The 20907-nt window shown below is 44.2% G+C and carries 22 protein-coding genes and 1 tRNA gene; 14 read left to right on the top strand and 9 right to left on the bottom strand.

Annotation, left to right across the window (positions count from 1 at the left end):
• Window positions 1–7: 7 nt before the first annotated feature.
• Genes P0G38_RS02105 through P0G38_RS02090 form a run of 4 tightly spaced genes read left to right on the top strand, consistent with a single transcriptional unit; the run spans window position 8 to window position 2365 of the window.
• On the top strand, window positions 8–292 hold the full coding sequence (locus tag P0G38_RS02105) for a PTS sugar transporter subunit IIB (protein WP_015510443.1): 285 nt from the start codon (window positions 8–10) through the stop codon (window positions 290–292).
• Between the two features lie 12 nt (window positions 293–304).
• Window positions 305–1153, top strand: a complete 849-nt coding sequence (locus P0G38_RS02100) for a class II fructose-bisphosphate aldolase (protein ID WP_275853935.1) — start codon at window positions 305–307, stop codon at window positions 1151–1153.
• Window positions 1153–1845 (top strand): triose-phosphate isomerase, encoded by a 693-nt coding sequence (locus P0G38_RS02095; RefSeq protein WP_128431727.1) that lies wholly within the window; start codon window positions 1153–1155, stop codon window positions 1843–1845. Before P0G38_RS02100 ends, P0G38_RS02095 begins: the two co-directional genes overlap by 1 nt.
• Before the next feature lie 4 nt (window positions 1846–1849).
• Window positions 1850–2365 carry a YjbQ family protein gene (locus P0G38_RS02090; RefSeq protein WP_005227898.1) on the top strand — a complete coding sequence of 172 codons (516 nt, stop codon included), beginning with the start codon at window positions 1850–1852 and terminating at the stop codon, window positions 2363–2365.
• 102 nt (window positions 2366–2467) lie between these two features.
• Here P0G38_RS02090 and P0G38_RS02085 read toward each other — a convergent pair.
• Window positions 2468–2540, bottom strand: a tRNA-Thr gene (locus P0G38_RS02085).
• A gap of 126 nt (window positions 2541–2666) precedes the next feature.
• On the opposite strand from P0G38_RS02085, the gene P0G38_RS02080 reads away from it, so the two are divergent.
• Window positions 2667–2903: a hypothetical protein gene (locus P0G38_RS02080; RefSeq protein WP_005227896.1), complete on the top strand. Its 237-nt coding sequence runs from the start codon at window positions 2667–2669 to the stop codon at window positions 2901–2903.
• Between the two features lie 172 nt (window positions 2904–3075).
• Here P0G38_RS02080 and upp read toward each other — a convergent pair whose 3' ends face one another.
• From upp to P0G38_RS02045, 7 genes are all read right to left on the bottom strand, one after another.
• Window positions 3076–3705: a uracil phosphoribosyltransferase gene (gene upp, locus P0G38_RS02075; RefSeq protein ID WP_005227894.1), complete on the bottom strand. Its 630-nt coding sequence runs from the start codon at window positions 3703–3705 to the stop codon at window positions 3076–3078.
• A 248-nt stretch (window positions 3706–3953) separates the two neighbouring features.
• The gene (gene glyA / locus P0G38_RS02070) at window positions 3954–5198 is read right to left on the bottom strand and encodes a serine hydroxymethyltransferase (protein WP_005227890.1); all 1245 of its coding nucleotides are present in this window, start codon (window positions 5196–5198) and stop codon (window positions 3954–3956) included.
• Window positions 5199–5279: 81 nt separating this feature from the next.
• Window positions 5280–6308 (bottom strand): L-threonylcarbamoyladenylate synthase, encoded by a 1029-nt coding sequence (locus P0G38_RS02065; RefSeq protein ID WP_005227888.1) that lies wholly within the window; start codon window positions 6306–6308, stop codon window positions 5280–5282.
• A 176-nt stretch (window positions 6309–6484) separates the two neighbouring features.
• Window positions 6485–7342, bottom strand: coding sequence for a peptide chain release factor N(5)-glutamine methyltransferase (prmC, locus tag P0G38_RS02060; protein WP_275853928.1), 858 nt, complete (start codon window positions 7340–7342; stop codon window positions 6485–6487).
• Window positions 7335–8408, bottom strand: coding sequence for a peptide chain release factor 1 (gene prfA, locus P0G38_RS02055; RefSeq protein ID WP_005227884.1), 1074 nt, complete (start codon window positions 8406–8408; stop codon window positions 7335–7337). Before prfA ends, prmC begins: the two co-directional genes overlap by 8 nt.
• 3 nt (window positions 8409–8411) lie before the next feature.
• Window positions 8412–8996, bottom strand: a complete 585-nt coding sequence (locus P0G38_RS02050; RefSeq protein ID WP_005227882.1) for a thymidine kinase — start codon at window positions 8994–8996, stop codon at window positions 8412–8414.
• 136 nt (window positions 8997–9132) lie between these two features.
• The gene (locus P0G38_RS02045; protein ID WP_275853924.1) at window positions 9133–9714 is read right to left on the bottom strand and encodes a GNAT family N-acetyltransferase; all 582 of its coding nucleotides are present in this window, start codon (window positions 9712–9714) and stop codon (window positions 9133–9135) included.
• 128 nt (window positions 9715–9842) lie between these two features.
• Here P0G38_RS02045 and msrA point away from each other — a divergent pair, with 128 nt between their 5' ends.
• Complete coding sequence (msrA, locus tag P0G38_RS02040) at window positions 9843–10361, top strand: peptide-methionine (S)-S-oxide reductase MsrA (protein ID WP_005227878.1); 519 nt, start codon at window positions 9843–9845, stop codon at window positions 10359–10361.
• A gap of 162 nt (window positions 10362–10523) precedes the next feature.
• Window positions 10524–11588, top strand: coding sequence for an iron-containing alcohol dehydrogenase family protein (locus P0G38_RS02035; protein WP_060791564.1), 1065 nt, complete (start codon window positions 10524–10526; stop codon window positions 11586–11588).
• A 147-nt stretch (window positions 11589–11735) separates the two neighbouring features.
• On the opposite strand, the gene P0G38_RS02030 is transcribed toward P0G38_RS02035, so the two are convergent.
• Window positions 11736–12530 (bottom strand): Cof-type HAD-IIB family hydrolase, encoded by a 795-nt coding sequence (locus P0G38_RS02030; protein WP_005227867.1) that lies wholly within the window; start codon window positions 12528–12530, stop codon window positions 11736–11738.
• A gap of 362 nt (window positions 12531–12892) precedes the next feature.
• On the opposite strand from P0G38_RS02030, the gene P0G38_RS02025 reads away from it, so the two are divergent.
• The 7 genes from P0G38_RS02025 to P0G38_RS01995 all read left to right on the top strand — a co-directional run bounded on the left by P0G38_RS02025 (window position 12893) and on the right by P0G38_RS01995 (window position 20906).
• Entirely contained in the window at window positions 12893–14299 is a 1407-nt protein-coding gene (locus P0G38_RS02025; RefSeq protein WP_005227864.1) for a TrkH family potassium uptake protein, read from the top strand.
• 198 nt (window positions 14300–14497) lie between these two features.
• Window positions 14498–15847 (top strand): Mur ligase family protein, encoded by a 1350-nt coding sequence (locus P0G38_RS02020; RefSeq protein ID WP_275853913.1) that lies wholly within the window; start codon window positions 14498–14500, stop codon window positions 15845–15847.
• Window positions 15840–16511 (top strand): type 1 glutamine amidotransferase, encoded by a 672-nt coding sequence (locus P0G38_RS02015; RefSeq protein WP_005227859.1) that lies wholly within the window; start codon window positions 15840–15842, stop codon window positions 16509–16511. Before P0G38_RS02020 ends, P0G38_RS02015 begins: the two co-directional genes overlap by 8 nt.
• A gap of 187 nt (window positions 16512–16698) precedes the next feature.
• On the top strand, window positions 16699–18291 hold the full coding sequence (locus P0G38_RS02010) for an alpha-glucoside-specific PTS transporter subunit IIBC (RefSeq protein ID WP_016609922.1): 1593 nt from the start codon (window positions 16699–16701) through the stop codon (window positions 18289–18291).
• A gap of 13 nt (window positions 18292–18304) precedes the next feature.
• Entirely contained in the window at window positions 18305–19636 is a 1332-nt protein-coding gene (locus P0G38_RS02005; protein WP_008379332.1) for a 6-phospho-alpha-glucosidase, read from the top strand.
• Window positions 19637–19699: 63 nt separating this feature from the next.
• Window positions 19700–20473 (top strand): MurR/RpiR family transcriptional regulator, encoded by a 774-nt coding sequence (locus tag P0G38_RS02000; RefSeq protein ID WP_275853909.1) that lies wholly within the window; start codon window positions 19700–19702, stop codon window positions 20471–20473.
• A complete protein-coding gene (locus tag P0G38_RS01995) occupies window positions 20466–20906 on the top strand; it encodes a hypothetical protein (protein WP_275853907.1) in 441 nt (146 codons plus the stop codon). The genes P0G38_RS02000 and P0G38_RS01995 overlap by 8 nt, the downstream gene beginning before the upstream one ends.
• Window position 20907: the final 1 nt, after the last annotated feature.

Here is a 20907-nt window from a genome sequence, read left to right as displayed (position 1 = left end):
AATGATAATGAAAAAATTACTGATTATGTGTGGCACAGGTGTTGCAACTTCAACGATTGTAACAAATAAGGTAAAAGAATGGCTGAAAGAAAAAGGATTAACTGATCAAGTGAAACTGTATCAATCCAAAGTGGCAGATGAGATGAATAAAATTGATAACTATGACATCGTGGTGAGTACAACAGTTGTTCCAGACTCAATCAAAGATCGTGTAATCATGGGGCTACCGCTCTTAACAGGGATTGGTACAGAAGAGATGTACGCGGAAATCGAAAAGAAAATCAAAGAGTAAGGAGAATGCCCTATGTTGGTCACAACAAAAGAACTATTCGCACATGCAGAAAAACACAACTATGCATTACCCGCAGCAAATTTTTTCGACTTAACTAGTGCAAGAACATACGCGGAGACTGCTGAAAGTTTGAACAAACCTTTGATACTGGCCTTCGCTCAATCCCATATGAACATGTTGACTTTAGAAGAGGCTGCCATGATTGGAAAATTTTTAGCAAAAAAAAGCACTACACCTATCGCTTTGCACTTAGATCACGGTACCGATGAAGAGGTCATCAAAAGAGCCATTCATTTAGGTTTTACTTCCGTAATGATCGACGCTTCTGAGGAGTCATTCGAAGAAAATGTCCGTCGGTCAAAGGAGATCGCCGACTACGCTCATAAAAATGGTGTCGTTGTTGAAGCGGAAATTGGGCACGTTGGGTCGGAAAACAGTCTGGAATCAGCCGTAAATAGTCAATCTATTTACACAGAACCATCTGAGGCTGTTGCATTTGCCAAATTAACCGGTGTTGATTCGTTGGCAGTTTCTATTGGCACCTCTCACGGACATTATCAAGGGATACCCAAAATAAATTTTGACGTTTTAAATGAAATTCACCATGCCGTCAATGTTCCTCTTGTTCTGCATGGCGGATCCTCTTCTGGCGATGAAAACCTTGAAAAATGTGCCTTAGAAGGTATCCGTAAAATAAATATTTTTACGGACTTCGTCACTGCTGCTATGAATGAAATTCACAAAAATCAACCAAATGACTATTTCGATCTACTTCACTCAGCAAGCAATGGAATGTCCAAGACACTCGAGCACTATTTTACAGTCTTTCATACCAAACCTTATCGTGAAGGAGAAATCTAATGAAAAAAAGAACTTTAAGAACACCATTCTTTGTCGTCAATCCCAAAGCCTATCTTTATGGAAAACAAGCATTGGCATTGGCAAAAGCTGCTGATGAGTTGTCGTCTTTATATGACATCGACATTCTTTTTACTGTGCAGCAAGCAGACGTTTCTCTAATTAAACAAGCAACAACACATTTATTCATCACTGTTCAACATTTAGATGGAATCGAAATCGGTCGAGGAATGGGTTATGTTTTACCCGAAGCAGTGGCAGAAGCCGGTGCTGAAGCTACCTTTTTAAACCATGCTGAACACCCCATGACATTGCAAGAACTGACTAAAGCGATGCAACGCTCAAATGAATTGGGAATTTTAACAATTGTTTGTGCGAATTCATTGACTGAAGCAAGAGCCGCAGCTTCCCTAAAACCCGATGTGATGGTTTGCGAGCCAACAGAACTAATTGGAACAGGACAAACCAGTAATCTTCAATACATGACGGAAACAAATCGTGTTGTTCGTGAAATTGATCCAGAAATCCTAATTCTGCAGGCAGCTGGTATATCTAGTGCTGTCGATGTTGAAAAAGCTTTGTCGTCAGGGGCTGATGGCACTGGTGGGACAAGCGGCATTGTGCAGGCAGAAGATCCAGTTCAAACCCTTACAGAAATGATCAAACAAGCGGTGAAGTATAAAAAGGAGGATTAACACTATGAAATTTTTAAAAGAGCAACTGACGTTAACTTCTAACGGGAATCGAGTGTCTTACCACAACATCACAGAAGAAGTGAAAACGATGGTTGAAAAAAGTGGAATTTCAAATGGAATCTGTCTCGTACAGTCTCCTCATACGACCTGTTCGGTTATCTTTGAAGAATACATGCATGATACAGACTTTAACGGAGATGAATTTCTTCAAGTTGATTTAAACCGAATTCTCGATAAGATTATTCCTCGTGAGTTATCAGAAAATACCGATTACCGTTATCCTGGACCAAAGCATTTAGAATTTTTGATGAGTCTGGACGATCCAAACTACCCAACAGATCCAGCAACGATTTTAAACGGCGATGCACATATTCGCTCGAGTTTTTTCGGTGCAAGCGAAAGCTTTATTTTAAGTAACGGCAAGCTAGAGATCGGTTCCGTAGGCTATATCTATTTTGTTGATTTCGATCAAAATCGTGTGCGAAATAGGACATGCCATGTAATGCTAATGGGCGAATAAAAACAGTTACCGGGTAAACCAGGAAAAATTGAGATTACTTATCGCATGCAAAAGAAAAACCATGAATCCTCTAAAAGAAGATTCATGGTTTTTCATTTCTTATGCCAGCTGCAGGATTCGAACCTGTGACCTACGCGTTACGAGTGCGTTGCTCTACCAACTGAGCTAAGCTGGCGTTGTATGGCACAAAGAAAATTATATGCAAAAACGGTTGTTTTGTAAAGAGGTCTGCTGAAAAAAATCTACTTACTGAAATTTTCCGAAAATTGTGATATAATAGAAGTATCAAGGAGGTTTTTACATGGCAACATTTGGTAAATTCGAAACAACAATTGTCCCGTCACAAGAAGGTTCAACGTTTGAGGTCGCTACTCCTGTCATGTTCACGTTCCATGGGAAGAAACAAACTGGTACCATCACAAAGCAGTTGAAAAACTCTGCGGTGGTCGAGCTGAACGAAACCCCAGAAAACCAGAAATTAGTTTCGCAAAGTAATGGTGTATTGATCATCAATTACAAACAATTAACCAAACTATAACCCGTTTATGTAAGGAGAAAATCAGTTGATTTTCTCCTTTTTTCATTGTCTGATTTTATGAAAAGCTAAAAAAAGCCATGGAAGAAGATCGAACCGTTTTGGCTGTCGATCTTCTTCCATGGCATCATTGACGAGGCAAAACTTCAGTTGCCTTTGTCTTATTTGTATTGATTTATTTTGTACCGAATAGACGGTCACCAGCATCGCCCAAACCAGGAACGATATAGCCGTGTTCATTTAAGCGTTCATCAAGATTTGCAGTATAGATGTCAACATCTGGATGGGCATCTTGCAATGCTTTCACGCCTTCTGGTGCAGCAACTAAGCAGACGAATTTCATGTTTGAAGCGCCGCGTTTTTTCAGTGCGTCGATCGCCATGATCGCTGAACCGCCCGTAGCTAACATTGGGTCAACGATAAATAATTGACGTTCATCGATATCTTCAGGTAATTTTACGAAGTATTCGTGTGGTTCTAGCGTTTCTTCATCACGGTACATCCCGATATGGCCAACTTTTGCGGCTGGGATCAATTCAAGGATACCATCAACCATGCCTAGACCTGCACGCAGGATCGGAATGATCGCTACCTTTTTACCAGATAGTGTTTTTTGTGTTGATTCTTCAATTGGTGTTTCAATCACTAGATCTTCAAGCGGCATGTCGCGAGACACTTCATACGCCATCAACATTGCGATTTCATTAACAACTTCACGGAAAACCTTTGTTCCACAGTTCTTGTCGCGGATCATTGTTAATTTGTGTTGGATCAGCGGGTGATCGATTACTTGAAATTTACCCATTTAAAAAAATCTCCTTTGGTTTTTCTCTTATTTTAAAGCAAATCGGCTCTTGTTACAACCATCTGCCACAGGCAATACTGCTTTTCCTCAAAAAAAGGATTGCGTTAGAAGGAAGGAGACAAGACGGCATGAAAAGCGCCTCTGCGTTCATTCTAGCCCCTTTCTCACTTTCGGTGATCAAAGAGCTGTAGCGCAGGAAAAACGCGTGAGACGTCTTGTCTGACCTTAACTTCTGTCACAGTCCCCTTTTATTTATTTTTATAAAGTGGATAGTTGTCCGTCAATTCTTTGACTTGCGCCGTGACTTCTGCCAAAACGGCTTCATCATTTGGTTTTTCTAAAACTTTGACGATCAATTTCGCCACTTCGACACAATCTTCTTCTTTAAAGCCACGACTAGTGATCGCTGGTGTCCCCACGCGAATCCCACTCGTTTTGAAAGGACTTAGTGATTCGAAAGGAATCGAGTTTTTATTGACGGTGATATTGACTTGATCCAGCAAAGCTTCTGCTTCTTTGCCGTTCAAATCAAAGCCGCGCACATCGATCAATAATAGGTGATTGTCTGTTGCACCAGAGACCAAGCGGGCTTGTGGTGCTTGGTTGAAGACTTTCGCCATTGCTTGTGCATTGCGGATGACTTGCTCAGAGTACTCTTTGAACGACTCATCTTGTGCTTCTTTAAAAGCAACAGCTTTCGCTGCGATCACGTGCTCTAATGGGCCGCCTTGGATACCAGGGAAAACGGCACTATTGATTTTTTTCGCTAAGTCTTCATCATTTGTTAAAATCAAGCCGCCTCGAGGGCCGCGTAATGTTTTATGGGTCGTAGAAGTCGTGATGTCCGCATAAGGAACTGGGTTTGGATGAAGACCAGCCGCTACTAAACCAGCGATATGCGCCATATCCACCATCAATTTTGCGCCAACTTCATCAGCGATTTCACGGAACTTCGCAAAATCGATCGTACGTGAGTAAGCACTGGCACCAGCAACGATCAGTTTCGGTTGATGCTTACGCGCCAAAATACGAACGACATTGTAGTCGATGACTTCTGTTGCAGGATCAACACCATAACTAACAAAATTATAGGTCTTGCCGCTGAAATTCACTGGTGAGCCATGAGTCAAATGACCGCCTGCGGAAAGATCCATCCCTAATACTGTATCGCCTGTTTCGATCAACGCTAAATAAGCTGCTGTGTTGGCTTGAGAACCAGAATGCGGTTGAACATTGGCATATGCCGCACCGAAAATACTTTTCGCCCGTTCAATTGCTAAGTTTTCTACCACATCAACAAATTCACAACCGCCATAGTAACGACGACCTGGATAACCCTCAGCGTATTTATTTGTCAAAATACTACCTTGCGCAGCCATTACACCTTCTGAAACGATATTTTCAGACGCAATCAATTCCAAATTGTTTTGTTGACGATTCGTTTCTTTTTCGATCGCTTGCCACAATTCGGGATCAAACGTTTGATAATCCATGCTTACAACACCCCTTTACCTTAATGGTAGCATTGTATCACATTTCTTCATAAGCTACCTATAATGAATTCTGGTTTTTTGCTAATTTTCTTGAAAGAAACTTTGATTTGCAGCTTTTTTCAACCGATTCATATAAGCAGCCCCTAAGCCGCTTTCTGGAAACGTGGGTGCAAATAAGACATCTAACTCAGCAATCGATTCATCTAACGCCCGTAAACCAGCAAACAGCCCTTTTGTCGCGGCTTCCACACTGTCATCAAAAAATAAATAGATGGCTGCAGCTTCAAAGCGGACTTGCTCGGCGATCGTTGGTCCAGCTAAAACCCCTACCTTAAACTGCTGTTCTTTTGCCCAAGCCATGGCTGCCGGCCAATCTTGGTCATTGACCATCAGGACATTGGTATTCGGTGCATAGTGCTTGTATTTCATGCCCGGCGCTTTGGGTGCTTCACTTTCTGTTACTAAGTGCTGATCGACGAGGACTTTTGTTTGTAAAACTGCTTCAAGCTGTTCTTTAGAGATCGCACCAGGACGTAAGATGATCGGCGGCGCCGTTGGGTCACTCAAATCTAAGACCGTTGATTCGACACCGATCTGCGTCACCCCATCATCCAAGATGCCAGCGATTTTGCCTGCCAGATCATGCTGAACATGCGCAGCTGATGTTGGGCTTGGTTTACCAGAAGTATTCGCGCTAGGGCCAACCAATGGCTGTTGGGCTTGTTTGATCAACGCTAACGTCTTGGTGTTGTTTGGCATCCGAAAAGCCGCTGTGGATAAGCCGCCAGTAACAATGCTAGGTAAACTGTCTTTTTTGATCGAAAAGATCAAGGTTAAGGGCCCAGGCCAGAAAGTTTCCATCAATTTATCAGCAAAAGGATGCTTGTTATCCACAAACGGTTCCAACTGCTCTGGTTCGGCAATATGAACGATCAAAGGGTTGTCACTAGGTCGCCCTTTGACTTGATATACTTGCGCAACAGCCGTGGGCAAAAGCGCGCTAGCCCCTAGTCCATAGACGGTTTCCGTCGGGAACGCCACCAATCCCCCCTCAGCTAAAATAGCTGCTGCTTCGTTCAACTGTGTTTGATCAAAAATTTTTGTTTCCACAATTTATCCACATCCTTTTTTGAGAAGTTTCCACACTTATCAACATTTTCTCGTTTCTTTTCCACATTTTGTGGATAAGTCGTTTGTCAAGTGTGGATAACCCTGTTTATAACTCGGTTTATTTAGAAGTCGTTCATTTCATAAGGTTTTTGCAATTTTTCTGTAGCAAAAAAAATTTATTTATCCACATCTTGTGGATGACTGACGAACACCATCCGGTCTTGACCCGCAAGATCTTTTACTACGGTGACTTCTTTGTTGGGAAAAGCGGCTGCAAAAAGCTGTTGAACAGCTAACCCTTGCTGAAAGCCGATTTCTAGCGCCATTTGCCCGTTAGGCACCAAACAATTCGGTGCTTGCTGTGCCAATTGCTTATAGATCGCCAATCCTTGTTCTTGAGCAAAAAGCGCCATTTTAGGCTCTTTTTCTCTTACGCTGATATCCATCAGCGGCCACTCTTCAGCGCTGATATACGGCGGGTTGGAAACGATCAGATCCCATTGCTGATCTGCCACGGGCTCTAAGGTATCTCCTTGGAAAAAGCGGATCTCTGCGTCTAAGGTTGCCGCATTTTCTTTAGCAACGGCTAATGCCTCTGCTGAAAGATCCACGGCACTTACGGCCCACTGCGGACGTGCTAATTTCAAGGCAATGGCGATCGCTCCAGTACCTGTGCCGATGTCTACGACTCGCAGCGGCTGATCTGCTGGTAATTTTGTCAGACAGTTTTCCACCAGCTCTTCGGTTTCTGGACGCGGGATCAAGGTTGCAGGAGTTACTTTTAAGCGATGCCCATAAAATTCTTCATACCCTAATAAATATTGCGGTGGTTCATGCTGCAACAGCTGTTCAAGATCTGCTGCGATCTGTGCCTCATCTTCCCTTAAGATGGGTTGGTCCATCTGCAGCAGCCAATCGAGTTGCTGCCAGTTTTTTCGCTGTAAAAACAGGTATTGGATCGCATACCCGTCCAGCCCTTTCGTTTCTAAAAAAGAAGAAGCCCGTGAAAGGACTTCTCGATAGGTTTTAGCCATTTTGCATCTCATCTAATTTTGATGTTTGATCGTAAACGATCAGTGCATCAACAATTTCATCGAGTTTTCCAGCTAAAATTTGATCCAATTTTTGAATAGTCAACCCGATACGGTGATCTGTTACGCGGTTTTGCGGGAAGTTATAGGTGCGAATCCGTTCAGAACGATCGCCGGTACCCACTGCTGATTTACGGTTTGCATCGTATTCACTTTGTGCTTCTTGCTGCATTTGGTCATAGACCCGTGCCCGCAAGACTTTCATCGCTTTCTCACGGTTTTTCAGCTGTGAACGCTCATCTTGCATCGCAACAGCGATCCCTGTTGGCAAGTGCGTCAGACGAACAGCAGAAGCTGTTTTGTTGACGTGCTGACCACCAGCACCAGAGGCATGGTAAATATCGGTCCGAATATCTTTGTCTGCGATATCGATTTCGACTTCTTCAGCTTCAGGCATAACCACGACCGTTGCCGTAGACGTATGGATTCGGCCTTGTGATTCGGTAGACGGTACCCGCTGCACTCGGTGGGCGCCGCTCTCATATTTCAATTTTGAAAAGACGTTGTCGCCAGTGATCATCATGATGACTTCTTTGTAGCCGCCGATCCCAGTGACGTTGGCATCCATGACTTCGACTTTCCAGCCTTGGTTTTCCGCATATTTTTGATACATATTGAAAAGATCGCCAGCAAATAAGGCTGCTTCATCGCCGCCTGCTGCACCACGGATCTCCATGATGATGTTTTTGTCATCATTCGGATCTTTGGGCAATAACAAGATTTTGATGCGTTCTTCTAAAACGTCTTTTTCTTTTTTCAAGTCAGAGAGTTCTTCTTTGGCCATCTCTGCCATTTCTGCATCTAGGTTTTCCCCAAGCATTTCTTCGGTATCCTTGATTCCCTCAACGACTTCTTTGTAACGACGGTAGACTTCCACCGTTTCCCGTGTATTGGCTTCTTCTTTTGAAAGCTGCATGAAGCGTTTGGTGTCAGAGATCACGGCTGGATCACTTAGTAATTCGCCTAATTCTTCGTAACGGTCTTCGATTGCTTGTAACTGATCGTACATTGATTATTCTCCTTCTTTTTTCATTCCCGGGTGAAAGTAATGTTTGCGGCAAACAGGATAATACGCTTCGTTACCGCCGATTTGTACTTGGTCGCCCTCGTAAACGGGTTTTCCGTCGATATAGTGCAAGTTCATGGTTGCTTTTTTATGACAGAACCAGCAGATGGTTTTCATCTCTTCGATTTTATCTGCATAAAGCAGCAAGTATTTTGAGCCTTCAAATAATTCATTGCGGAAATCATTTTTCAAACCAAAGGCCATCACAGGGATACCTAGCTCGTCCACGATTTTGGTGAAAGCCAACACGTGATGCTTCTTTAGGAACTGTGCTTCGTCGATCAAAATACAATAAGGTTTGTAGCCGAGGTCTTTGATCAAATGGAACAGATCCGTTTCATCAAAAATCGGGATCGCGTCTCGTTCTAAGCCGATGCGACTTGAAACATTTCCCACACCGCTTCTGGTGTCCAATCCACTTGTCATGATCACGACTGGTTTGTCTTGTTCTTCATAGTTGTGAGCAACTTTCAGTATCTCGATCGTTTTCCCACTATTCATTGCGCCATATTTAAAAAAAAGCTGTGCCATCTCGCCCATCCTTCCTCATACTCCTTTGGTATTATACTTGAAAAAGGAGAATTTTTACAGACTTAAATTCGACACCTGCCGCCTTTTACGCAAGAGTTTTACGAAAAATTAACGGATTTTTCGCCGCCGCCATCTCTTACTCGTTTCTGGCTTTTTGAGCAACTTCTGCCAATACTTGACAAGCCAGCGAATATTCTGGATTTTCATTCCCATTGATATCCGTTGCAATGATCACAAAACCAAGCTGCTGATACAGCGTGATTGCTGCGTGGCTCCAGGTTTGCGTATGAAGATACATCGGTTCGTTGGCTGCCTCCAAGACAGAAACGACTTGCGTGACCAAGCCGCGAGCGATCCCTTGACGTTGAGCTTGCGGCATTACTGCTACCCAATGGACTAGTGGAACCGGTGTGCCGTCTTGCTTGGCTTTTTTCCAAGCGGTAGCCGTACCGACCGGTGTACCTGATTGATCAAGGGCAAAAAACATTCGCTGTCCTAGCTGTGCTTGCTCGGGCATAAATTCTTTTTCAAAATACGCCAATGCCTCGGCCTCATTGTCAAACTCTCCGACGGATGTTTCAATCCGTGCCCAGTGCCTTTCGTCTCCTATTTGGTAGCTGCGTAGCGAATAGTTATCGGATTGAATGGGCTGGATCGGTGTGCTTTTGTGCGCTCGTTTCATCCAGATTTCTGCATATGGAATTGATTTATCTAACATTGGTTGTGCCTCTCTTTCTCATTTTGTTTTCTCGTAAAGAACTCATTTTCTGTTTTTTTCCTTCTTACAAGCATATCTCTTGTTTTTCTCTACTAGAAGCATACCATAGAAGCAAAGGAGGAATACCTATGAAAGATACGGCAATTTTTGCTGGCGGTTGTTTTTGGTGCATGGTGAAACCTTTTGACTCGCAGCCAGGCATCCTCAAAGTGGTTTCTGGCTTTACTGGCGGCCATGTGCCTAACCCAACCTACCAACAAGTAACGACAGGAACCACCGGTCACACCGAAGCAGTTGAGATCACCTTTGATCCTGAGGTCATCTCTTATGAAGAATTGGTTGCCATCTATTGGCAGCAGACAGACCCCACGGATGCGTTTGGTCAGTTTGCCGACCGTGGTGATTCCTATCGTCCAGTGATTTTTTACAATAGTGAAGAACAAAAAGCGGTTGCGGAAAAATCAAAGGCGCAGTTGCAAGCTAGCGGCCGCTTTGACCGTCCGATCGTAACGAAGATCGAACCAGCAGAACCTTTTTATCCTGCAGAAGACTACCATCAAGATTTTTACAAAAAAAATGCAGCCCATTACAATGCTTATAGCGAAGGCTCCGGTCGAGCTGGCTTTATTCGCCAAAACTGGGCCTAACATTTTTGGAGTATGCCTCCCGATTCATCATTAACAGCCGATTTGCTCTCAAGGCAGATCGGCTGTTTTCTGTTTCTTTTGCCAAAAGGAAATTGACAGTCAGGGCATTTTCGCGATACACTGATTAGAAAATTCTGACGATTATAAAGGAGTGTTTGTTTGATGTTAGCCAATGAAGTCCGTCCAGGTCCTAATCGGTATATTACTGGCGATGGGGTCTTAGCTGATTTGCCAGAGTATTTAAGTGAGTTCCAAGAAGTTGCCGTGATCACTGGGGAGCAGTCATTCGATGTGTTTTCAGCCTATTACCCCCATTCATTTGACTACCCGATCTACCGCTACGATGGATCATCGAGTTTTGAAAATGCGCAAGCCTTAGCTGAAGCGATCCAGCAAGCGGATGCCGTAGTGGCAATCGGCGGCGGCAAAGTCGCTGATACAGCAAAAATCACCGCCCAAACCCTTGGCGCAGAATTGATCGTGATCCCTACATTGGTTTCTAACTGTGCACCCTTTACCCCTGTGATCGTCGCCTATTACCCTGATCATACGATTTGTAAAATCGACTATGCCAAAAAAGGTGCCTACATGACGATCGTCGACACCCGTTTTTTACTAGCTACACCCGTTGATTACTTTATCGCTGGGATCGCTGATACGTTAGCCAAATATTATGAAATGGAAGCCATCGTCCGCAACATGGCAGAAGACGACAAGACTGCCTTAGTACGGCTAGGTTTCCAAAGCGCTCTTTTGATCAAAAACTTGTTGATTGCCGATGCGATCCAAGCCGTCAAAGACCTAGAAGTCGGGCAGCTGACCCCCGCCTTCGCCCGTATCACCGATGCGATCATTGCTTTGGCAGGCGAAGTTGGTGGTTTTGCAGTCGAATTTGGCCGCACGTCTGGTGCGCATGCGCTGCATGACGGCTTGTCTTATTTGAGTGAGACCCATAGCGTCTTGCACGGCAACAAAGTCGCCTACTGCATTTGGGTCCAGCTTGCCTATACCAATGATTTTGATGTGATTGAAGAATTACGGCCATTTTACGAAGCTTTGCACTTGCCAATGAAGCTGAAGGATCTCCACGTGACACGCCTTGATCGGGATTACTTCGCCTCGGTTCTGACCTATGCTGTCAAAGAAGAAGAAACCTTTATTTTGATCGATCCTGCGATCACACCCGAAAAAGTCTATCAGGCGATCGAAGCAGTGGAGGCGCTGTAAACCTTACACATTGCTAAACAACTATATAAAAAAACTGTTTCTCTAATGCACTTCGGAAACAGTTTTTTTATTTGATCAAACAGACACGCAGTAGCGATCCTGGCTGCGCATGTTCTTAACGGGCAACAGCAACTGAAGCATTGCCTATCACTGCACGACTTCACCCAGCAGCCCGTTTTCTAAGCAGTAATGATAAATGCCTTCCTCGGCTACGTGACCGATCACTTCATCGGCGATTGCTTTTAACTCATCCGAGGCATTATTCATTGCGAGACCCCAGCCGACTGCCTCTAGCATCTCAATGTCATTGTTGCCATCGCCAAAGGCAATGGCTTCAGATTTATCCAAGCCATAGTAAGCCAGCATTTTGGCAATGCCGCTTCCTTTCCCACTGCTGGCTGGAATAATATCGACTGCGCGATCCCACCAGGCGGTGATTTTCGCCTCCGTGGTATTTGCCATCACTTTGGCGTAGTCTTCTTTCCCTGAGCCTAGCATCACTTGAAAAATGTCTTGCTGTTGGATCACCTCATCAAAATCTTCTGCCACGATCACTTCTTGGTGGGCAAAGGAAAAATACTCAACTAAATCAGCATCTTTGCCATTGGCAACCGTTCGGTCCTTCGTAGCGATCGCTACTGGACGCTTGAGTGCCGTCGCATTTTCAATGATTTGCTGAACATCTTTTTTAGGAATGGGGTTTTGGTGGATCCCCTCGGCTTGATTAAAACAATACGATCCGTTAAAGGTCAAAAACGCATCGAAGGTCACGCCTTCAAATTGCGGCAACGCGATGGGACTTCTGCCAGTTGCAATGCACAACAGGATCCCTTGCTTCTTCAAGGCTTTTAATGTGGCTAACATTCTTTCAGAGATTTGCTTTTTGCTCATATCGATTAGTGTGCCATCAACATCGAAAAAAATAATTTTTACGTCTTTCATGATACTCCCCATTTCCGTCTCGATTTTCAAAAAATTTGATGCGCTTTTTTGTCCGCTTTCTCGCTATTGTTCCGTGCGGATCGTCGCTGCTATCTTTTTCTTCTTTTATCTTCTCATAAATTGCCAGCGTTTTCTTCTGAAATCGTGAAATCCTTACTGATTTGCTTCGAGTTTTTAAGTTTCTTAAGCAATCAAGCTGCCGCAAGAACCACAGCCTGATCGTGTCCTCTAACCCAACGATACTTTCCAAAAGCTTTTCCTTACACAATTTCTGCTCCCATGAATTCTATCCTGCTTTCTTTCAAATCTACTTGGTTCTTTGGTATACTGGGGATAGTTTATTTAGTGAGGGGTTTTTTGTAATGAACTTTACCCGCTTTGCCCGCTTGACGCAGCGCAGGAGCAAGACGTTTATTTCCCAGAACGTGTCTTCAATCCAAGTGATTGTTTTTTATTATATCGTGATGACGGTGGTCTCTTTGGGGCTTTTTTCACTCCCCTTCTTTCGAGAACCCGGCTCTCATGTCGCGTTTATCGATCTGTTCTTTATGGCGGTCAGCACGGTCAGTGTCACTGGGCTGACTACTTTTCCGATCAATGACGTGTTTAACGACCACGGGGTCATCTTATTGGAAGTCCTCTTTCAAGTCGGCGGTTTAGGGATCATGATGATCTCGACCTTTTTTGCGATCGTCTCACGGCGCAAAATCAGTTTAAAGCAGCGCCAGTTGATCATGACGGATATGAATCAGCCAAAGCTTAGTGGGATCGTTCGGATGATTCGAACGACGTTTACAATCATCTTGCTTTGTCAGGTGGTAGCAGGCACGATCTTTGCTGTTTATTTTCATCTTTACGGCTATTATGACAATTGGCGAGATGCGATCTTTTATGGATTTTATCAAGCGATCTCTGCTGTGACCAACTCAGGGTTTGATGTGACGGGCAATTCCATCTTGCCGTTTTCTCATGATTATTTCTTCCTGACGTGTATCATGATTTTGATTTTTATCGGGGGGATCGGATTTCCAGTAATTATGGACTTTCGGGAATGGGTCCTTTTTAAAATGAAAAAACAACGCCGCCGCTTGCCGTTTCGCTTTTCATTATTCACAAAAATTGCTGTTTTGGCTTTCGTGATCCTCTTTGTCGGCGGTACATTAGCGATCTTTTTCCTTGAGAAAGATTATTTGTTCAAAGATTACAGCTTTAGCGGTATGTGGATGAACAGCATGTTTTATTCCATGACAACGCGGAATGCTGGCCTGCAGATCCATGACTTAGGCAACTTTCAAACCACGACGTTGATCGTTTTCTCCTTGCTGATGTTTATTGGTTGTAGTCCCAGCTCTGTTGGCGGGGGGATTCGGACGACGACCATTGCCATCATTGGGCTGTACCTCTATGCCTTCTTGAAAAGTGAGGACAATATCAATATCTTCGGTCGCCGCATCGATCAAGATGACGTCCGCAAATCAGTGGTAGTCTTCATGCTTTCGATGGGTATGTGCTTCTTTTGTGTCTTATTCTTGACCGCCATCGAGGATATCCCTTTGATCGCCATCATTGTTGAAGTTTCCTCGGCATTTGGAACCACAGGGCTTTCTTTAGGAATCACGGGCGATTTATCAACCATCGGCAAACTCGTGATTGCTCTTTTGATGTTTATCGGCCGTGTCGGTATGCTGTACACCTTGATGTTATTCGTACCAAAAGAAACACGTGACTTAGGCTACGAGTACCCAACGGAAAAAATCATTATCGGTTAAAGCAGCAGCAAACCTGGCAGAAGGTTTGCTGTTTTGCTTTTCAAGCCTTTGATCATCGCAAGTAAAAGAGCCATTTATCAGAATGGTCTTTGCAGAAATTTAAAGAATCGCAAAAGCAATTTAACCTTTTTCTTGGTATATGGTATGATAAATTGAATTTGCACAATGAAAGCATTCGCTCTAATGGAGGGTTACATTATGGGAATACGAAGTCATCTGGCTGTTTCAGTCGGTAAGACCTCTCAATGGGTATTAAAGAACTTTTTCAAAGGCGGCTCAAGCCTGCCTGGTAAATTAGCATTAAAAGTTGATCCACATATATTAGATCATTTGGCGAAAGATTACCAAGTCGTCGTGATCACAGGCACCAACGGCAAAACATTGACGACTGCCTTGACTGTCAATATTTTGCGCCAAGAATTTGATGAAGTATTGACGAACCCCACCGGCGCCAATATGGTCCAAGGGATCGTTTCAACCTTTCTATCGGCACGCCCTAAAAAAGGCAAAAAATTCGCGGTTTTAGAAATCGATGAAGCCAGTCTCAGCAAAGTAACGAAGTACATCAAACCGGAATTGTTCGTTTTCACCAATATTTTCCGCGATCAAATGGACCGTTATGGCGAGATCTATACGACCTATAAAATGATCGTTGAAGGTGCCGCAAACTCACCAGAAGCTACGATCCTCTGCAATGGGGATTCGCCACTGTTCAATTCGGTAGCAACTGTCAATCCGCGGAAATACTATGGATTTGATCATTTACCAGATGAAGAGCAGATGGCCCATTACAATACGGATGGCGTGTTGTGTCCTGAGTGTCATCACATTTTACACTATAAAATGATCACCTATGCCAATCTTGGAAAATACTACTGCCCAAATTGCGGCTTCCATCGACCAGAATTGGATTATAAACTGACGGAAATGACCGCAATGGACAACACCTCTGCTGACTTTGTGATCGATAGCAACGACTATCGCATCGAAGTTGGTGGGATGTACAATGTCTACAATGCGCTGGCGGCAACTGCGGTTGCGGAATATTATGGCGTAGCACCTGCAAAAATCAAATCTGGTTTGGCCTATGACGAAAAAGTCTTTGGTCGCCAAGAAGTGATCCGCATTGGGGACAAAGAATGTACGTTAGTCTTAGTTAAAAACCCTGTTGGTTTGAACCAAGTCATCGATATGATCGGCCTGTCGCCCTATCCTTTCTCGCTAGTCAGCTTGTTGAATGCCAACTACGCAGATGGGATCGACGTCAGCTGGATTTGGGATGGCGACCATGAAGCGTTTGCCGATATGGGGATTCCTCAAGTGATCGCTGGTGGTGATCGTCACAAAGATATGGCGTTGCGGCTAAAAGTTGCGGGGATCCCTGAAGAGAAAATCATTGAAACCCCTGAACTTGATGACGTCATCAAGCAAATTGCAGACTTACCAACAGAAAAAGTCTATATTTTAGCGACTTACACTGCAGTCCTGCAGCTACGCAAAAAGCTTGCGGAAAAAGGCTATATCAAAGGAGGAATGAGTCGTGACTAAGTATCAACTGAATGTTGCCCACTTGTATGGAAATCTTTTGAATACTTACGGCGACAACGGCAATCTCTTGATGCTGCGCTACGTGGCCGAAAAACTAGGCGTGACCTTCAACGCAGAAGTCGTCAGCATTCACGAGCCCTTCGATCCTGAAAAATATGATCTCGTCTTCTTCGGTGGCGGACAAGATTTTGAACAAGTGATCGTTTCACAAGATATCCAATCAAAAAAAGAAGCCCTGACCAGCTATATCGAAAATGATGGCGTCATGCTGGCGATCTGCGGCGGCTATCAATTGCTGGGTCATTACTACATCGGTGCCAACGGTGAGAAAATCAATGGGATCGGCGCCTTGGATCATTACACCTTAAGCCAAGAAAACAACCGATTCATCGGTGACATCGTGATCCACAATGAAGAATTCGATGAGACCTATTATGGCTTTGAAAACCATAATGGCCGTACTTTTTTAGGTAAAGGGGAAAAACCATTGGGGAAAGTCATCCAAGGACAAGGAAATAATGGCGAAGACCAAACCGAAGGCGTGGTTTACCGCAATGTGTTCGGCTCTTACTTCCACGGACCGCTCCTTGCAAGAAATGAGCATTTGGCAGAGCGCTTGATCCGCACCGCCCTTGCCAATCGTTATGGCAACGTCGAAATTTAAATACACGTACGTAGCAAACAAACCTGTGTTTCGCAGGTTTGTTTTTTTATGGGAAATTTCCCCGCAGTTGCCACTTTTTCTCTTTGTTTGCTTCTACGTTCCTATGCTGCCTCGCTTTATTGTAACCGCTATCTTTCTTTTCTATACTGAGGTTGTAGTAAAAATTGAAAGGAGATGTTAAGAAATTATGATGGAAAAAGTTCAGCGGTTTGGCGGTGCGATGTTTACCCCGGTCCTCTTGTTTTCCTTTTCAGGGATCATGGTCGCGCTGTGTATTATCTTTAAAAATCCGATGCTTGTGGGGAGCATCGCCACTGAAGGCTCTACTTGGTACAACATTTGGACGATCATTGAAAACGGAGCGTGGACGGTCTTCAACCAAATGGAATTATTATTTGTCATTGGATTACCGATCGGTCTCGCAAAAAAAGCCAATGCGCGAGCGGCAATGGAAGCCTTTGTCGTCTATATTACTTGTAATTATTTTATTTCTGGCATGATCGAGTACTTTGGTAACTTCTTCGGTGTCAACTTTGCAGCTGATCCCGGCGGTGAGAGTGGTTTGAAAATGATCGCTGGCATCAAAACATTAGATACTGGTATTATCGGAGCAATTTTTATTTCGGCGATCGTCGTCTATCTTCACAACAAGTTTTTCGATACGAAGCTGCCTGATTTTCTCGGAATCTTTCAAGGCTCTTCCTTTGTCGTGATCCTCGGTTTCTTTTTAATGCTGCCAGTTGCTTTCTTGATCGCATTGATTTGGCCGAAAGTCCAAGCTGGCATTGGGTCCATGCAAGGGTTTCTAGCAAGTGCTGGGGTCTTTGGGGTCTGGCTCTATACTTTCTTAGAGCGAATATTGATTCCCACAGGTCTCCATCATTTCGTGTATACCCCCTTTGTTTTTGGTCCCGCTGTCGTCGAAGAAGGAATCTCCAAATACTGGATGGCACATTTACAAGAATTTGCCCAATCCACCAGACCATTGAAAGAGCTTTTCCCTGAAGGGGGCTTTGCTTTACATGGCAATTCTAAGATCTTTGCTGCACCGGGGATCGCTGCTGCTTTTTATTTCACAGCCAAGCCTGAAAACAAAAAGAAGGTCTTAGCGATTTTGATCCCTGCCACTTTAACTGCCGTTTTAGCTGGTATCACTGAGCCATTGGAATTCACCTTCCTCTTTATCTCACCACCCCTCTTTGCGGTGCACGCTGTTTTAGCAGCGACCATGGCGGCAACGATGTTTGCCTTCGGGGTCGTTGGAGATATGGGGGGCGGCTTGATTGATCTGTTGGCGAAGGTCTGGATTCCGCTATTTCAAAATCATCGCAGTATGATCTTCACGCAGCTGGTGATCGGGTTAGCCTTTACTGCCCTTTATTTCCTTGTTTTCCGCTTCTTGATCCTCAAGTTTAAGTTAGCCACACCAGGACGGGAAGAAAACAATAGCGAAGTCAAACTGTACACCAAAAAAGATTACAAAGAAAAACAAGCCAACACTGGAACGCCAGTGATTGCTGGTGCCAATCGCTACACCGAACAAGCCGCAGTCTACTTAGAAGGGTTTGGCGGTCGCGACAACATTGATAAAGTCACTAATTGTGCCACTCGCCTAAGAATCACCGTCAAAGATCAAGACCAAGTGCTGCCAGATGACATCTTTAAAGGCGCTGGTGCCCATGGTGTCGTTCGCAACGGCAACGCCTTCCAAGTGATCGTTGGCCTGGATGTGCCACAAGTGAGAGAACAATTCGAAAAATTATTAGCTGTATCAGACTAAGGAGGAAACAAAAATGAAAAAATTTTCAATCGTGATCGCCGGAGGCGGCAGTACCTTTACCCCAGGAATCGTCTTGATGCTTTTGGAACACTTGGATCGTTTCCCGATTCGCCAAATCAAGTTTTACGACAATTTGGAAGAACGACAAGAAAAAGTTGCACAAGCTTGCGAGATTTTATTAAAAGAACGCGCACCAGAAATCAGCTTTTTAGCAACCACTGATCCCGAAACCGCATTTCAGGATGTCGATTTTGTGATGGCGCATATCCGAGTTGGCTTGTATGCGATGCGCGAAAAGGATGAAAAAATCCCTTTGAAATATGGTGTGGTCGGCCAAGAAACTTGTGGTCCTGGCGGGATCGCTTATGGGATGCGTTCTATCGGCGGTGTATTGGAGTTAGTCGATTACATGGAAAAATATTCCCCTGATGCATGGATGTTGAATTATTCCAATCCTGCAGCGATCGTCGCAGAAGCGACTCGTAAATTGCGCCCTGATGCTAAGATCATTAATATTTGTGATATGCCAGTGGGAATCGAAGAACGGATGGCGCAAGCGATCGGTTTAGCTTCTCGCAAAGAGTTGGTGGTTCGCTATTATGGCTTGAATCACTTTGGCTGGTGGACAGATATACGAGACAAAGCTGGCAATGATTTGCTGCCGCAGATCCAGGCGCATGTGGCAAAATACGGCTATTCATTGCCAGAAGAAATCGAAGCGAGCCAACATGCTGATGCCAGCTGGATGCACACCTTTGCCAAAGCAAAAGAAGTGTACGAAGTTGATCCATCCACTTTGCCAAATACCTACTTGAAATATTACTTTTTCCCTCAAGATGAAGTGGCGCACACCAACCCATCTTTTACACGGGCAAATGAAGTCATGGCTGGCCGCGAAAAACACGTCTTTGGTGAATGCCAACGCATCGTAGAAAACCAGACAGCGACTGACACCACGCTTGAAGTGGATGAACACGCCAGCTACATCGTGGACCTTGCACGAGCGATTGCTTATAACACGCAAGAACGGATGCTGTTGATCGTGCCTAACGAAGGAGCGATCGTCAACTTTGATGAACAGGCAATGGTGGAAGTGCCTTGTATCGTCGGCAGTAACGGGGCAGAACCAATCACACAAGGCAAGATCCCTCGCTTCCAAAAAGGATTGATGGAGCAACAAGTCGCCGTAGAAAAATTAGTCGTGGAGGCTTGGGCAGAGGGTTCTTACCAGAAATTATGGCAAGCACTGATTCTTTCAAAAGTGGTTCCAAATGCCCGTGTAGCCAAAGAATTACTCGATGAATTGATTGAAGCAAATCAAGCCTTTTGGCCAGAATTACACTAGCCAGCGTTCTTCGCCTCCCCTCCTGGCTTTTCAGCTATACTTAATCAATAAGGAGGGGTTTTTGTGAAATTACAGTATTTGATTCAACAGCACCAATCAGAGTTAAGTGAACTTGATCGTGGCATTCTAAACTACATTCTTTCCAACGGCGACACCGTTCTATCTATGGGGATCGTCGAGCTATCCGAGCAGGTTCACGTCTCCAAGTCTTCTATTTTACGGTTGACGAAAAAACTTGGTTTTTCTGGCTATTCCGAGTTCAAATATTTTCTACGGCATCAGCAAGAACAGACAACAACGATTTCGCAGCAAAAAACGATTTTTGAAAAGCAACAAGAGGATATTTTCGCCACCCTCAACTATGTAAAAACGGTAGACTTAGCTGCCCTCAACTGCTTGTTTGACCGCAGCAAAACCATCTACTGCTACCCAACTGGTTTTTCCCAAAAGAAAGCACTGGAGGAGTTTTCCAAAATGATGCTTTCTATGGAAAAACGAGTGATCGTATTGCCGAACAAAACGGAATTTGATATGGTCATGCCGATGATCACTGCCGAAGATTGTGTGATCATCGCCTCACTGAGCGGCGAAACAGAAAACGTCAAAGAGAATCTGACGACTTTTGCGATTCGTCAGATTCCCGTTTTGACATTGAGTGCGCCAGGAGATAATTATTTTGCTCGCCATTCAACGTATCACCTGACCTATTATTGCGATTTTTTTCAAATCGGTCGCAAGAAAATCCCTAGCCAGTCTTTGATTGGACTAAGCTGCTTGATTGATTATTTGATCCGTTCCTACGGACTATTCACTTTACAGGAGGGCAACCATGACTAAACGAAAATGGGCGTTTCCATTGATTTTACTGAGTTATTGGCTTTTGATCGCCGGTGCTTACTATCTTTATCTTTCCTTGACTGCCTTCAACCATGGGATGACCTTTGCCCAGTACCTCAACTCGCAACCGTTAGCCGCTTTAGGGGTCTTGTTAAGTAGTCTCCTTTTGCTGCAAGGGGCTTGCCTGTACTTTATTCAACGGTTTTCCATGAGTAAAAAAGGCCTTTTGGGTCAGTATTTATTCCTGATCTTCTTCCAGCAGTTGCTGACAGCGAATGTCATCGGCGCAGGACTCGTCTTTTTTACAAGAAGAAGTCTTTCGAGTCAGGAGGAAAACGCAACTTGGGTCGAAAAGAGTTTTACCTATGGGGCATTAGCATTCATTCTTTTATTGAGTTTATTCTTTTTCCTCCTTGTTCGATCAGCGATTTAAC

The organism is Enterococcus casseliflavus (assembly GCF_029215545.1).
In the GTDB taxonomy this organism is placed as follows: domain Bacteria; phylum Bacillota; class Bacilli; order Lactobacillales; family Enterococcaceae; genus Enterococcus_D; species Enterococcus_D casseliflavus.
The sequence above is the reverse complement of the archived record's forward strand: the minus strand, read 5'-3'. Positions and strand labels throughout refer to the sequence as shown.

Excerpts from the sequence above, each read along its gene's own strand:
- P0G38_RS02105 (WP_015510443.1), top strand. The coding sequence starts at position 8 with ATGAAAAAATTACTGATTATGTGTGGCACAGGTGTTGCAACTTCAACG.
- P0G38_RS02100 (WP_275853935.1), top strand. The coding sequence starts at position 305 with ATGTTGGTCACAACAAAAGAACTATTCGCACATGCAGAAAAACACAAC.
- P0G38_RS02095 (WP_128431727.1), top strand. The coding sequence starts at position 1,153 with ATGAAAAAAAGAACTTTAAGAACACCATTCTTTGTCGTCAATCCCAAA.
- P0G38_RS02090 (WP_005227898.1), top strand. The coding sequence starts at position 1,850 with ATGAAATTTTTAAAAGAGCAACTGACGTTAACTTCTAACGGGAATCGA.
- P0G38_RS02080 (WP_005227896.1), top strand. The coding sequence starts at position 2,667 with ATGGCAACATTTGGTAAATTCGAAACAACAATTGTCCCGTCACAAGAA.
- upp (WP_005227894.1), bottom strand. The coding sequence starts at position 3,705 with ATGGGTAAATTTCAAGTAATCGATCACCCGCTGATCCAACACAAATTA.
- glyA (WP_005227890.1), bottom strand. The coding sequence starts at position 5,198 with ATGGATTATCAAACGTTTGATCCCGAATTGTGGCAAGCGATCGAAAAA.
- prmC (WP_275853928.1), bottom strand. The coding sequence starts at position 7,342 with ATGGCTAAAACCTATCGAGAAGTCCTTTCACGGGCTTCTTCTTTTTTA.
- prfA (WP_005227884.1), bottom strand. The coding sequence starts at position 8,408 with ATGTACGATCAGTTACAAGCAATCGAAGACCGTTACGAAGAATTAGGC.
- P0G38_RS02050 (WP_005227882.1), bottom strand. The coding sequence starts at position 8,996 with ATGGCACAGCTTTTTTTTAAATATGGCGCAATGAATAGTGGGAAAACG.
- P0G38_RS02045 (WP_275853924.1), bottom strand. The coding sequence starts at position 9,714 with ATGTTAGATAAATCAATTCCATATGCAGAAATCTGGATGAAACGAGCG.
- msrA (WP_005227878.1), top strand. The coding sequence starts at position 9,843 with ATGAAAGATACGGCAATTTTTGCTGGCGGTTGTTTTTGGTGCATGGTG.
- P0G38_RS02035 (WP_060791564.1), top strand. The coding sequence starts at position 10,524 with ATGTTAGCCAATGAAGTCCGTCCAGGTCCTAATCGGTATATTACTGGC.
- P0G38_RS02030 (WP_005227867.1), bottom strand. The coding sequence starts at position 12,530 with ATGAAAGACGTAAAAATTATTTTTTTCGATGTTGATGGCACACTAATC.
- P0G38_RS02025 (WP_005227864.1), top strand. The coding sequence starts at position 12,893 with ATGAACTTTACCCGCTTTGCCCGCTTGACGCAGCGCAGGAGCAAGACG.
- P0G38_RS02020 (WP_275853913.1), top strand. The coding sequence starts at position 14,498 with ATGGGAATACGAAGTCATCTGGCTGTTTCAGTCGGTAAGACCTCTCAA.
- P0G38_RS02010 (WP_016609922.1), top strand. The coding sequence starts at position 16,699 with ATGATGGAAAAAGTTCAGCGGTTTGGCGGTGCGATGTTTACCCCGGTC.
- P0G38_RS02005 (WP_008379332.1), top strand. The coding sequence starts at position 18,305 with ATGAAAAAATTTTCAATCGTGATCGCCGGAGGCGGCAGTACCTTTACC.
- P0G38_RS01995 (WP_275853907.1), top strand. The coding sequence starts at position 20,466 with ATGACTAAACGAAAATGGGCGTTTCCATTGATTTTACTGAGTTATTGG.